Annotated in this window: 13 protein-coding genes; 3 read left to right on the top strand and 10 right to left on the bottom strand. The window is 66.0% G+C overall.

Going from position 1 to position 12,690, the window contains the following annotated elements; translation table 11 throughout:
• Positions 1 to 44 precede the first annotated feature (44 nt).
• Positions 45 to 980 carry a CobD/CbiB family protein gene (locus U0042_RS14285; RefSeq protein WP_114810220.1) on the top strand — a complete coding sequence of 312 codons (936 nt, stop codon included), beginning with the start codon at positions 45 to 47 and terminating at the stop codon, positions 978 to 980.
• Positions 981 to 1,043: 63 nt separating this feature from the next.
• On the opposite strand, the gene U0042_RS14280 is transcribed toward U0042_RS14285, so the two are convergent.
• From U0042_RS14280 to U0042_RS14270, 3 genes are read right to left on the bottom strand one after another with little or no spacing between them, the layout of a single operon-like run.
• On the bottom strand, positions 1,044 to 1,361 hold the full coding sequence (locus U0042_RS14280) for a DUF2007 domain-containing protein (protein WP_198665269.1): 318 nt from the start codon (positions 1,359 to 1,361) through the stop codon (positions 1,044 to 1,046).
• A 40-nt stretch (positions 1,362 to 1,401) separates the two neighbouring features.
• Positions 1,402 to 2,352 carry a ribosome small subunit-dependent GTPase A gene (rsgA, locus tag U0042_RS14275; protein WP_114810222.1) on the bottom strand — a complete coding sequence of 317 codons (951 nt, stop codon included), beginning with the start codon at positions 2,350 to 2,352 and terminating at the stop codon, positions 1,402 to 1,404.
• A complete protein-coding gene (locus U0042_RS14270; protein WP_114810223.1) occupies positions 2,349 to 3,608 on the bottom strand; it encodes a M48 family metallopeptidase in 1,260 nt (419 codons plus the stop codon). The genes rsgA and U0042_RS14270 overlap by 4 nt, the downstream gene beginning before the upstream one ends.
• A gap of 90 nt (positions 3,609 to 3,698) precedes the next feature.
• On the opposite strand from U0042_RS14270, the gene orn reads away from it, so the two are divergent.
• The gene (gene orn, locus U0042_RS14265; protein ID WP_114810224.1) at positions 3,699 to 4,331 is read left to right on the top strand and encodes an oligoribonuclease; all 633 of its coding nucleotides are present in this window, start codon (positions 3,699 to 3,701) and stop codon (positions 4,329 to 4,331) included.
• Positions 4,332 to 4,422: 91 nt separating this feature from the next.
• Here the strand turns inward: orn and mog are convergent, their stop codons facing one another.
• Together mog and yjgA are read right to left on the bottom strand one after the other, a co-directional pair.
• Entirely contained in the window at positions 4,423 to 5,058 is a 636-nt protein-coding gene (gene mog / locus U0042_RS14260; RefSeq protein WP_114810225.1) for a molybdopterin adenylyltransferase, read from the bottom strand.
• Entirely contained in the window at positions 5,039 to 5,644 is a 606-nt protein-coding gene (yjgA, locus tag U0042_RS14255) for a ribosome biogenesis factor YjgA (protein ID WP_327205060.1), read from the bottom strand. Before yjgA ends, mog begins: the two co-directional genes overlap by 20 nt.
• A 201-nt stretch (positions 5,645 to 5,845) precedes the next feature.
• Here yjgA and pmbA point away from each other — a divergent pair, with 201 nt between their 5' ends.
• Positions 5,846 to 7,216 carry a metalloprotease PmbA gene (pmbA, locus tag U0042_RS14250; protein WP_114810227.1) on the top strand — a complete coding sequence of 457 codons (1,371 nt, stop codon included), beginning with the start codon at positions 5,846 to 5,848 and terminating at the stop codon, positions 7,214 to 7,216.
• Between the two features lie 167 nt (positions 7,217 to 7,383).
• On the opposite strand, the gene U0042_RS14245 is transcribed toward pmbA, so the two are convergent.
• From U0042_RS14245 to U0042_RS14225, 5 genes are all read right to left on the bottom strand, one after another.
• On the bottom strand, positions 7,384 to 7,887 hold the full coding sequence (locus U0042_RS14245) for a dihydrofolate reductase (protein ID WP_114810228.1): 504 nt from the start codon (positions 7,885 to 7,887) through the stop codon (positions 7,384 to 7,386).
• 74 nt (positions 7,888 to 7,961) lie between these two features.
• Positions 7,962 to 9,365, bottom strand: coding sequence for a sigma-54 dependent transcriptional regulator (locus U0042_RS14240; RefSeq protein ID WP_232833311.1), 1,404 nt, complete (start codon positions 9,363 to 9,365; stop codon positions 7,962 to 7,964).
• A 147-nt stretch (positions 9,366 to 9,512) separates the two neighbouring features.
• Positions 9,513 to 10,928: a hypothetical protein gene (locus U0042_RS14235; RefSeq protein WP_114810230.1), complete on the bottom strand. Its 1,416-nt coding sequence runs from the start codon at positions 10,926 to 10,928 to the stop codon at positions 9,513 to 9,515.
• Between the two features lie 158 nt (positions 10,929 to 11,086).
• Positions 11,087 to 11,908, bottom strand: coding sequence for a peptidase C39 (locus U0042_RS14230; protein ID WP_114810231.1), 822 nt, complete (start codon positions 11,906 to 11,908; stop codon positions 11,087 to 11,089).
• A gap of 6 nt (positions 11,909 to 11,914) precedes the next feature.
• On the bottom strand, positions 11,915 to 12,628 hold the full coding sequence (locus U0042_RS14225) for a C39 family peptidase (protein WP_114810232.1): 714 nt from the start codon (positions 12,626 to 12,628) through the stop codon (positions 11,915 to 11,917).
• Positions 12,629 to 12,690 lie beyond the last annotated feature (62 nt).

Genomic DNA, 12,690 nt, shown 5'->3' with positions numbered 1-12,690 from the left:
CGTTATAAAAGAATTCCAAACTTCCGAATTGCACGGCGCGTCGCATGACTTTTTTCTCTGTATTGCTGGCTCTCATCATCGAACAGGTGCGTGCGCTGTCGCCGACCAATCCGGTGTCCGCGCTGCTTCAATTTCACGCCGAGTCCGCGGCGCAAGGGTTCGACGCCGGCAAGAAGAAGCATGGACTGCTCGCCTGGCTCGCCGTGGTGTTGCCGTGGACGCTCGCCGTCGCGCTTGTCTATTACGTGCTGTATCGCATCAGCTTTGTGCTGGCGTTCCTGTGGAATGTCGTGATCGTGTATTTCACGCTCGGCTTCCGGCAGTTCAGCCACTATTTCACGGACGTTCATCTCGCTCTGAATAGCGACGACGTGCCTCGCGCCCGCGAAATTCTCAACGAATGGACCGGCATGGAGACCGTGGACATGCCGGTCGGCGAGATCGTGCGCCACACGCTCATTCACGCGGTCGTGGCATCGCATCGGCACGTGTTCGGCGTGTTCTTCTGGTTCCTCGTGCCGATCGGGCCCGCGGGCGCGGTGTTGTATCGAATCGCCGAATATCTGGCACGCGCCTGGTCGCGCCCCGCCGACGATCGCACCGCCGCGTTTTCGAGCTTCGCGCAGAATGCGTTCTTTCTGATCGACTGGGTGCCTGCACGGTTGACGTCGCTCGGCTTCGCGATTGTCGGCAACTTCGAGGACGCGATTTACGCCTGGCGCAATCACGCGCACACGTGGCCGGACACCAACGAGGGCGTGTTGCTCGCCGCGGGTAGCGGCGCACTGGGTGCACGCCTTTCGGGACCGCTCGCCGAGCCGTCGAGCCTCGACGCGCTCGCCACAGGCGACGGCGGTCCGCTGCAGGTTGGCGACGATTGCACGCCGCGCACGTTGCAATCCGCGGTGGGACTGGTGTGGCGGGCAGTGATCCTGTGGATGCTGCTGCTCCTCATGCTGACCATCGCGATGTGGTTCTGAACCCACCGCGCCCGTCGAACCGCTTCAGCCTCTTTCTTCCGCCTCTGCGCCGCTGGATGCAAGTCAGTCCAGCGGATTGCGCGCCGTCCCACACTGCCAGCACACCGTGAACTGCGCTTCCAGCGTCTCGCCGCATTGGCGACAGCGCCACGGCGCAGCGTCGGATGGCGGCCCGCTCACCGCGGCCGCGAGCAGCTTGCGCGCCTGCACTTCGTCGCGTTCGTCGACGAGCCACAGTTCCGGCGCGCACTGTTCGGCCGGAATCTCGCCCATCGCGCCGCTCAGATAGCGGTTGTGCAGCTGGCAAGCAATCCCGGCCGTCTCCAGTACGTTCAGCCAATGTTGCGCCGTCAGCAGGTTCGGCGCGCTGGTGAGTTTCAGCATGTCTGCGAGTGGGCGGACGGTTGCGGCGACGGGACGCTCAACGCACGATCTGGCTTGCTTCGTGAACGAGCTGCGCGTAGAGCGCATGCCGTTCGCGCGCGATGCGTCCATCTTCCACGGCCGCGAGAATGGCGCATCCCGGCTCGTGCAGATGATGGCAGTTGTAGAAGCGGCAGTGTGCGAGCAGCGGCCGGAACTCCGGAAATGCGCGCTCGAGCCGCCCCTCTGTGAGATGGTGCAGGCCGAACTCCTGGAATCCCGGCGAATCGATCAGCGCGCCGCCGCCCGCAAGCGGGTAGAGCCGCGTGAATGTGGTGGTGTGCCGGCCGCTGTTGAGCGCGGTCGAGATCTCACGCGTTGCGGCTTCGGCGTCTGGAATCACCAGGTTCACGAGCGTCGATTTGCCCATGCCCGACTGGCCGAGCAGCAGCGTCGCATGGCCGTGCAGGTGTTCGGCGAGCACCGCGTGCGCGGCCTCGGGCGCGGTCTTGATCGACACCTCGAGCACGGTATAGCCGAGCGCGCGGTACCGTTCGAGACGCGCGCGCGCCGCCGGCAGTGCTGCTGCGACGTCGGTCTTGTTGAGCAGGATGAGCGGCTTCAGTTCGTTCGCTTCGGCGGCGACGAGCGCGCGACCCAGCAGGTCTTCGCTGAAGTGCGGTTCGGTGGCGAGCACGATCAGCAACTGGTCGAGATTGGCTGCGAAGAGCTTCGACTTGTACTGATCCGACCGGTAGAGCAGGTTGCGCCGCTCGCCGATGGCGACGATCACGCCCTGATCCACGGACGTCGGCTCGTAGGTCACATGGTCGCCTACGGCGACCTCGCTGCGCTTGCCGCGTGGAAAGCACTGCAGCGCCGCGCCGCCGCCGTCGGGGGCCACGAGGTAATGGCGGCCATGCGCTGCGATCACGCGTCCTTCCAGACGCTTGCCCTGCGCGCGGCTCTCGGCGGCGCCCTGCGCCGCTTTCGGTGCGCGCCGTGTCATGCGTGCCGCAGCAGCCGGTCGATGCGCTGCGAAGCAGGCGGGTGCGAGTAGTAGAACGCGGTGTAGATGGGGTCCGGCGTAAGCGTGGAGGCGTTGTCTTCGTAGAGCTTCACGAGCGCATTCACGAGGTCCTTCGCGTCGGTTTGCGTGGCGGCGAACGCGTCGGCCTCGAACTCGTGCTTGCGCGAACTGAGGCTACCGATCGGCGTGACGAAGAACAGGAACACCGGCACCGCGAGGAAGAACAGCACGAGCGCGAGCCCGCTGTTGTCGCCGATGAGCGACGGCCGCACGCCGAGGCCTTCGTAGAACCACACGCACTGCGAAAGCCAGCCGAGCAGCGCGAGCATGGCGAGACTGATCGCAAAGGTGACGATCATGCGCTTGATGACGTGATGGCGCTTGAAGTGGCCCAGCTCGTGTGCGAGCACGGCTTCGATCTCGCTGCCGGAGAGGCGCGAGAGCAGGGTGTCGAAGAACACGATGCGCCGTGCCGACCCAAAGCCCGTGAAGTAGGCGTTGCCGTGTGCCGAGCGGCGGCTGCCGTCCATGACGAAGAGGCCCTTGGCCGCGAAGCCGCAGCGCTTCATGAGCCCTTCGATGCGCGCGCGCAGCGCATCGTCCTTGAGCGGTTCGAACTTGTTGAAGAGCGGCGCGATGACGGTGGGATAGAGCACCAGCACGAGCATCTGGAACACGACCCAGACCACCCACGTCCACAGCCACCACACGCTGCCCGCCTGGCGCATCAGCCACAGCACCACGAACAGCAGCGGCAGGCCGAACGCGGCACCGAGCAGCACGCCCTTGATGCGGTCGGCGAAGAAAATGCCCTTGCCCATGCGGTTGAAGCCGAAGCGCTCTTCGATCACGAACTGCCGGTAATAGTCGAACGGCACCTCGACAATGCCCGAAATGGCGACGACGGCCGCCACCAGCGCGATCTGCCCGAGATACCCGCGGCCAAGCCAGTCCGAAATCGCGAGGTCGAGCGTTTGAACGCCGCCCAGCAGCGTGAGCCCGATCAGTACCGCCGCCCCCACCACGATCTCGACCATGCCGAGACGCGTGCGTGCGACCGTGTAGTCGGCGGCGCGCTGGTGGGCGGAAAGCGGGATGGCCATCGCGAACTGGTCCGGCACGATCTCGCGGTGCGCGGCGACGAAGCGGATCTGGCGCGAGGCGAGCCAGAGTTTCGTGACCACCATGGCGAGCACGGCGAGGGCGAACAGCGCGGTGAAGTACAGGGTAGGCATCCGGGGAATCCGTGGTATCTATGCGACAATTATATGTTCTCGCCGACCGGCCGGTGCGCCCCGCACCCCGCGACACACAAGGTTGCTTTCATGACTGACATTCTCGACTCCGTCACGCCGCCCGCGCTCGCGCGCAGCGACATGAACCTCATCTGGCTCGACATGGAAATGACGGGGCTCGATCCCGACAACGATCGCATCATCGAGGTCGCCGTCGTCGTCACGAATTCGACGCTGGACAAGATGGTCGAAGGGCCGGTGCTCGCCATCCATCAGAGCGACGAGACGCTCGGCAAGATGGACGAGTGGAACCGCAACACGCACGGCCGCTCGGGCTTGACGGACCGGGTGCGCGCCTCGACGGTGGACGAGGCTTCGGCCACGGAACAGCTCATCGCGTTTCTGTCGCAATACGTGCCGCCGGGCAAGTCGCCGATGTGCGGCAACTCGATCTGCCAGGACCGCCGCTTCATGGCGCGCTGGATGCCGGAACTGGAACGCTTCTTCCATTACCGCAACCTCGACGTGAGCACCTTGAAGGAACTGTGTCGCCGCTGGCAGCCGGCCATCTACAAGGGCTTCCAGAAGCGCGCGATGCACACCGCGCTCGCCGACATCCACGAGTCGATCGACGAACTTCAGTACTACCGCAAGCACTTCCTGATTCCGGCGGCGAGCGACTCGCTTGCCATCGACGCAAGCGCCGCGCAGGTCGACAAGTAAGCGGGCGAATGAGGCGGCAAACAGGCCGACACATGAGCCCGAAAATGAGCGGACACGCCATCCGCCCATTCTGAACGGGCCATGCCGGCCGCTACGCCGTGCGCGGCGCTCGCCGCGCGCTCTTCGGCCGGAACGCCGCCACGACGGCGTCGTTGGTTTCCACATACGGGCCGCCGATCAGGTCGATGCAATACGGCACGGCCGCGAAGATGCCCAGTACCTTCACGGCGCCGGTCTCGTCGCGCAGACCTTCCAGCGTTTCCCTGATCGACTTCGGCTGGCCAGGCAGGTTGACGATCAACGCCGCGTGCGTTGCCGACGTCTGGCTTTCGCGGATCACCGCGACCTGGCGCGAGAGAATCGCGGTGGGCACGAAATTCAGGCTGATCTGCCGCATCTGTTCGCCGAAGCCCGGCATTTCCTTCGTCGCTACCGCGAGCGTGGCTTCGGGCGTCACGTCGCGCCGCGCGGGGCCGGTGCCGCCCGTCGTCAGCACGAGGTCGCAGCCCACCGTGTCGACCAGCTCCACGAGCGTCGCGGAAATGGTCGCGGCCTCGTCGGGGATGAGCCGCGTTTCGGCGCGCCAGGGAGAGCTCAGCGCCGCGCCCAGCCACGCGGTGAGCGCCGGAATGCCTTCGTCCTGATAGACGCCGCTCGTCGCCCGGTCGCTGATCGACACGAGGCCGATCACGATTTCGTCGGGATGGTTACGCGTGGGAGTCGTCATCGTCGGTTCCTTCGGAGGCTTCGCCGGTGTCGTCGTCTGCGCTGCCGCTCGCGTCCTTGATCCACTGGAAAAGCTCGCGGAAGTAGCGGGGCGGCTTGCCCAGCTGCGCTTCCTTGCGCGCGTTGCGGATCAGGGTGCGGCCTTCCTGGGCGTCCGCCGCGGGATGCTCGCGCAGGAACGCCGTGAACGCGGCGTCGTCGGCGAGCAGTTGCTCGCGGGTGCGTTCGATCCAGTGCAGTTGCGCCGTCGCCGCGCGGTTCACGCCGCGGTACGTTTCGAGCGCCGTGCGCAGCGCGCCGGTTTCTTCGTCGGTCAGCCCCCGCATCACGCGGCCGACGTACTGCAACTGGCGGCGCTTGCCTTCGTGGTCGGTGATGCGGCGCGCCTCGGCGACGGCATCGGCGAGATGTTCGGGCATCGGCATGCGCTTGAGCGCGTCTTTCGGCAGCTCGACGAGCGCCTTGCCCAGCTCCTGCAACGCGTGCATTTCACGCTTCAGTTGCGATTTGCTGGGGCGGTCGTAGCCGTTGTCGTCGTCTTCCTCGACTGCGGCGTGGATAGGTTGGATGCGGGTTTTGCGTGTCATGGGCCGTATTGTAGCGTGGGGGCGCCCCGGGACAGCGCTCGCGCCGTTCGCCGGCGCGCCGGAGAGCCGCGCCGGCCAAGGCAGCCAGCCGACGGCGCATGTCTTTGCGCGGACCTTGCTATGATCGCGTGATACGTGACGAAATCGCCACGCACATCACTCCCGGGCCGCCCAAGGCCCCGAACCCGGACAGCAAACACAATGGCAGCAGACATCGAAGCCCGGCAACGCTTTTTCCCGCATACCCAGGACGAACTCAAGGAGATCGCGTCGGACATCCTCCGCCACGCGAAGGCGCTCGGCGCGACCGACGCCGGCACCGAGATTTCCGAAGGCGACGGCCTCTCGGTGTCGGTGCGGCGCGGTGAAGTGGAGACCATCGAGCACAACCGAGACAAGATGGTGGGCGTGACGGTCTACATCGGCAACAAGCGCGGCAACGCGAGCACCTCGGACTTCTCCTCGCAGGCGCTCAAAGACACGGTCGCGGCCGCCTACAACATCGCGCGCTTCACCGCTGAAGACGACTGCGCGGGACTCGCCGAAGCCGAGTTGCTCGAAACGGCGCCGCGCAACCTCGACCTCTACCATCCGTGGAACCTCACCGCCGACGAGGCCGTCGCGCTTGCCCGCCGCGCCGAAGAGGCCGCGTTCGCCACCGATCCCCGCATCCGCAACTCCGAAGGCGCGAGCGTGTCGGCGCAGCACTCGCAGTTCGTGCTGGCCACCACGCGGGGCTTCCTCGGCGGCTATCCGTATTCGCGTCACTACATCGCCTGTGCGCCGATTGCCGGCGAAGGCCGCCACATGCAACGCGACGACTGGTACTCGTCGAAGCGCAGCGCAGCGGAACTGGCGCAGCCCGAGGCCGTGGGCCGCTATGCCGCCGAACGGGCGCTCGCCCGCATGGGCGCGCGCGGGCTCGATACGCGCAAGGTGCCGGTGCTGTTCGAGGCGCCGCTCGCGTCCGGCCTGCTCGGCGCGTTCGTGCAGGCCACGAGCGGCGGCGCGCTGTACCGCAAGACCTCGTTTCTGGTGGACAGCCTCGGCAAGCCCGTGTTCGCGCCGCACATCCAGATCGTCGAAGACCCGCATGTGCCGCGCGCCATGGGCAGCGCGCCGTTCGACGAAGAAGGCGTGCGCACGAAGCAGCGTTCGGTCGTGAAGGACGGCGTGGTGGAAGGCTATTTCCTCTCGACCTATTCGGCGCGCAAGCTCGGCATGCAGACCACGGGCAACGCGGGCGGCTCGCACAACGTCTCGCTGCTCAGCACGCAAACGCGGCCCGAAGACGACTTCAAGGCGATGCTGAAGAAGCTCGGCACGGGCCTGCTGCTCACCGAGCTCATGGGGCAGGGCGTGAACTACGTGACGGGCGATTATTCGCGCGGCGCCTCGGGCTTTTGGGTCGAGAACGGCGAGATTCAGTATCCGGTGGAAGAGATCACCGTGGCGAGCACGCTTCAGGAGATGTTCCGCAACATCGTCGCGGTGGGCGCGGACACCATCGTGCGCGGCACCAAGCAGACCGGTTCGGTGCTGATCGAACGGATGACGGTGGCCGGGCAGTAAGTAGCGCGTACAGCAACGTACAATCAACCGCAAGAGAGCGGGCTGGCCTGCGCGAGGCGAGTAGTTGATACGGGCCGCGGCACGTCGCGGCCCATCGGCGAGCGGCGCGCACGGCCGCTCGCTTTCCCTGCGGTTCTTCTTCCCCGCTTCTTCTTTCCGAATACGCCTCAAGCCGCCGGCTTGCGCGCGTACACCACAAACGCGAACTCGAAGTCATTGGGCGCCGCCGCCCGATGCGCTTCGCGCGAGACTTCGTTCCACGTGGCCGGGTCCGGCGCCGGGAAGGTGGTATCGCCTGCGATGTCCGCAGCAATCTCGGTGACGATCAGCTTCTGCGCGCGCTCGAATCCTTCGCGATAAAGCTCGGCGCCGCCAATCAGGAAGGCTTCTGGGGCACCGTCGCGCGCGGCGAGTGCGAGCGCGGCGTCGAGACTCGTCACGGTGTCGCAGCCTTCGAAGCGGCGCGCCGGGTCGCGCGTGACGACGATGTTGCGCCGGCCCGGCAGCGGCCGGCCAATCGACTCGTGCGTCTTGCGCCCCATGATGATGGGCGCGCCCATCGTGGTGCGTTTGAAAAACGCGAGGTCTTCGGGCAGCCGCCAGGGCAGCTGGTTGTCGCGGCCGATTACGCCATTGCGCGCGCGCGCCACGATCAGGGTGAGCGTCGTCATGAAAACAGGAAGGGCAGTCGTGAATCTCTCGATTCTAACCGACCGCCCTTCGTCGCCCGCCCGCGTGCGCGGCGTTACTCGCGTCCTTCCGCTTCGCCGCCGAACAGGGTCTTCTCGTCGCTTGCGCTCGCGTCGCGCAGGCCGTGCGCGCCCATCAGCCGGTACAGCGTCACGCGCGAGATGCCGAGGTCGGTGGCCGCTTCGTTGAGCCGGTGACGGTGGCGCAGCAGCGCCGACTCGATGGCGCGCTTCTCCGCGGCCTCGCGTGCCTGCGCGAGCGTCATGGTCTGTTGCGCCGTGAAGTGCTCGAGGTCGAGGTCTTCGGCCGAAATCAGCTTGTTCTCCGCCATCACGATGGCGCGGCGCACGCGGTTGATCAGTTCGCGCACGTTGCCGGGCCAGTTGTAGTTGTACATGGCCTCGATGGCCGAAGGCGTGAAGCCGCGAATCTTGCGCGCGCTGTCGGTCTTGAACTTGTGCAGGATGTGATGCGCGAGGATCTCGATGTCCTTGCCGCGCGCGCGCAGCGGCGGTTCGTCCACGCGCAGCACGCAGAGGCGGTGAAAGAGGTCGGCGCGAAAACGGCCGTCGCGCATCGCGGCTTCAAGATCCACGTGGGTCGCGGAGATGATGCGCACGTCCACCGGAATCGACTCGTGGCCGCCCAGCCGCTCGATCTTGCCTTCCTGCAGGAAGCGCAGCAGGCTCGCCTGGCTTTCGAGCGGCAGGTCGCCGATCTCGTCGAGGAAGAGCGTGCCGCCGTCCGCCGCTTCCACGCGGCCGATCTTGCGCTGGTTCGCGCCCGTGAACGCGCCGCGCTCGTAGCCAAAAAGTTCGGACTGCAGCAGGTGATGCGGAATCGCGCCGCAGTTGATGGGCACGAAGGTCGACTTGCGACGCTGCGAGCGCTCGTGGATGGCGAGGGCCGTGAGTTCCTTGCCCGTGCCCGATTCGCCCGAGATGAAGACGGTCGCGTCGGTGTTTGCCACCTTGCGGATGGTGCGAAAGAGCTGCTGCATCGCCTCGCAGGTGCCCACCATTTCGTCGTCGCCCGCGGTGGCGACGCCCGCCACGAAGTCGAGGTCGCAAAGCGTGACCATGCCGTAGGCGTGGCCGACGAGATAGTCGATGGTTGCATTGGCAACCGGGATCTTCACGTAGTCGAAGCAGTAGTGGCGAATCAGGCGCCGCACTTCCGGGTCGGCGAGCCGCTCGTTGTTGGCGAGCGCGATCCAGCCGATCTGCTGCTGGCGCAACGCGGACTCGAGCCCGGCAATGTCGCGCGCGGCGAAACTCGTGAGATCGACAATGCCCGCGCACGTTGCGTCGGGCCTCGCGAGCCGCGCGACGTCGTGGGTGGAGCGGGCGATGGAAATGTTCCAGCCGCGGCTCTTCAGGTGTGCCGCCAGGTCGTCGTCGGGGGAGCGCGCGACGTAGAGCAGCAAGCGTTCGGCCTGAGCAGTCGTCAAAGGTGTCATGTCCTCGGTTCGTGCGGGCGGCGTGTTCTTGTGGCGCTGCGCTTCGATCTTGTCCGGGTTCGTCGTGACGAGACGGGGACCCGAGCCCGCTAACGACGTAACTGTACCGCTCAAGTGGGGTGATTCGCGCACGGTGAGCCTCTTACATCAGAAAGTGTAGGGAAAGCGCACGCCAACCACGAAGTTCGGCGTATCGGGCGTGAGACCGATCGACACCGAGCCGTTGATGGTCAGATGCTTGTTTACCACGTGATTCAGGCCGAACGTCACCGCCGAGGCGGTGGTTTCGCTGCCCGGCACCTTCGACCAGGCGCCGCCGGGCGCCTTCGTTTCGGTGGCCGGTTCCAGCGCCATGGTGTAGGCCACGCTCGCCGAGTCCTTGTCCGAGAAGGCGAGCGCCACGCCGCCGCCGAACTGGATCACGTCGCCCAGCTTGACGGTGGCGGGCTGCGTCTGTCCGACCACGGACGAGATGTCCGCGAACGAGCGCGCCACGTTGTACGTGTACGAGAAGCTGCCGAACAGCACGACCGGGTCGTAGGTCTTCAGCACCGAAAGACCGCCCGTGATGTTCCAGAAGCCCGTGCCGGTGGGCAGCTTGGTGGGCGCAACGAGATTCGTGTTGTTCGCATCCACCTGCACGACCTTGATGCCGAAGGGCGAGGTGCCGGTGGGCGCCTTCACGCGCAGGCTCGCCACCACGTCGGGCAGGTTGCCGGTTTCCTTGAGCAACTGATAGTAGAGGCCGAAGTTGACGTCGCCGAGCGCATGCGAGCTGGCGGACGCATCCGACATCGTGCTCGCCGACCCGCCGGCGCCGCCCACGATAAAGTTGCTCGTGCGGTACATGTAGGGCACGTCCGCATCGATGCTGATGCGGTCAGTGAGCCCGTAGCGCACGTCGAGATCCGACATGACCTGGTGCGACTTCGTCTCGCCCAGGTTGATGTTGCCGAGGAAGATCGCGTCGAGCGCGAGGAAGCCCGAGAGCTGCAGCTGCCGGCGATCGTAATAGGTGTCGTTGATGCCCCAGTCCAGCGTGAGCTTGTGGTCGAAGAGCGGGGCGTGTTCGCGTTGCACGACGGCTTCTTCGGCCTGCGTGCGGGCGGGTTCGGCGGCCTTCTGGGTTTGACCGATGGCGCCCGGCGTCTCGCCCGTGCCTGCGGTCCTGGCGCTCGCGCCTTCGGGCACCGGCGGCGTGACGGGCACGCCCGTGGCCGTGCCCGTGCTGCTGCCCGGCGCATTCGCGTTGGGATTGATCTGCGCGAGCGGCGGCAGCGGCACCGGCAGGCCGTCCGCGCCGGGCTGCTGGGCAGCCGTGCTGTCGGCTGCGCCGTTGTCGGCGGGCGCGGCGCCTGCGCCCGGCAGGCCGCGTCCGCGTTGTGCCATCTGGAGATCCGTCACCTGGCGCTCCAGCGAATTGATCTGCCTCTGCTGCTCGTCGACCACACGCATCAGCGTGTTGAGCCGATCTTCCACCGACTGTTGCGCAAGCGCCTGCGCGCCTGCTCCCTGCGATATGGCCAGCAGCATCACTGCTGCCGGAATGGCCGCCAACGCCATGCGCGGCCCCCTGGTCCTCTGCAAGCTGTTCATTATTGGTCCCCCGGTGTTGCGGCCGCGCAGCACTGGTCTCCTTGGGCGTGCGCGGCTGCGTTCTTCTTCCGTGTGCTGCTGTTGCCGCGCGTCTTCGGTGACGCGCGTGCGGGCCGGCTGCCCGCTTATCTCCTCACACCGTTTTGCAGGGCTTGTAGTACGCCGAGCTGGCGTAGCGCGTCGGCCGACATCGGCTGCGTCTGCAGATGCAGTTGCAGCTGGTTGGCCACTTGCTGGTTATTGCCTGCGATCTGAAGGAGTTGGCCGATCATGCTCGCCTGTTGGGCGTTGGTCGGCGCAACCGTTTGCGTGGCGATGCCTGCGGGAGTCTGCAGGGCCACCTTGATGCCGCCGCTGCCGAACGTGATGCCGGCTTTGACCGAACCGTCGGCACTGCTGGCGGCAGCCGAGGTCGTGTTGTTCCCGGCGACGGGCGACGTGTGAGCGTTCGTGGCCGCATTGAAGTCGATGGCGGCCTGGTTGCTGCCGATGTTGCCGTTGCCCGCGATCTGGGTGATCTGCGAAACGCCGTTCACGCTGGCGTTCTCGCCGCCCGTGGCACCTGCGTTCGGATTGGCGCCATTGTTGCCGTTGCTCGCGTTGTTTGCGTTGTGCCAGGGCTCCGTGACCGAAGCCTGCGAACTCACCTGGGCGGCAACCTGGTTGAGCTTGCCGGTCACGAGCGAGAGCGTGCCTTGCGCGACGGCCGTGGCCCCGTTCGGCATCTTCCAGCTGGAGAGCAGTTCCACCACGACCCCCGAGATGATGTCTCCAGCCAGGCCCTTACCGGTTTGCGCGGCGAGCACGTTGTCGTCCACGGCTTGAAGCCTGAGCGCCGGGACGTTGTCGAAAACGGTCGAACCTTGCCCGGCAGCATGGGCGACCGAAGCCAGACCGAGCGTGGTGAGGCACAACGCGCAGCCGGCGGTGAGAAGGTTTCTATCCATGACGAGTCAGAACAACTCTGCCTTGATCAGACCGAACTCTACGAAGGGAATCGCTGCGGTTCCGTCTTCCAGCGCACGTTGGCGCAGCTTGAGCGCATGCGATTCGTTGCCCTGCAAAAGCGGAGAGTCCTCCAGAAAAGGTTTGCCGACGACGGCAAAGACGAGCCCGTTCCACTTCTTCACGAAGTCGTCTTCGAGCACGATGCGGTTGCCGAGCGCGGGGTCGGCGACGAAGATGCGGCCGTACTCCGCGTGCTTGACGATGACGAAGTGCTCGTAGCCGTCGCTGTTCATCAGCACGAGCACGGGGATCTGCAGGTGGTAAAGCGCCTCGGAGGTGACGCGAAAGCCGCGGCCGCGCAGCCCGATGGTCTCGACGAACTTCTTCATGTCGAGCATCGAAAAGCCGTTCTTGACGACGACCTCGGGTGTCGAGAACGCCATCATGCGGGCGATGAGTTCGCTTTCGGGAATGTCGATGCCGTAGCCGTACTTGAGCAGCGTGGCAAGCGCAGCGGACCCGCAGCTGTAATCGAACTGCTGGGTGACGATGTGGCTGTAGCGCAGCTCGCGCACCGAGCGCACCTTCACGTTGAAGGGCACGCCGGCCGCGGCGTTCATGTTGAGGGAAGACTGCGCGCGCACCGCGTGCGGCACGACGCATGAGACGGCCAGTGCCAGCGCGGACAAAGCAGCGGCCCTGCTCGTTCCAACGAACATGATGTCCCCCTTGGTGATGCGGGCCTGCCGGCCTCGACATCAGGTCCGGACCGGCCTCGACG

It is taken from the genome of Paraburkholderia kururiensis (assembly GCF_034424375.1).
GTDB lineage: Bacteria > Pseudomonadota > Gammaproteobacteria > Burkholderiales > Burkholderiaceae > Paraburkholderia > Paraburkholderia kururiensis_A.
This window is presented reverse-complemented; position numbering and strand designations above follow the sequence as displayed.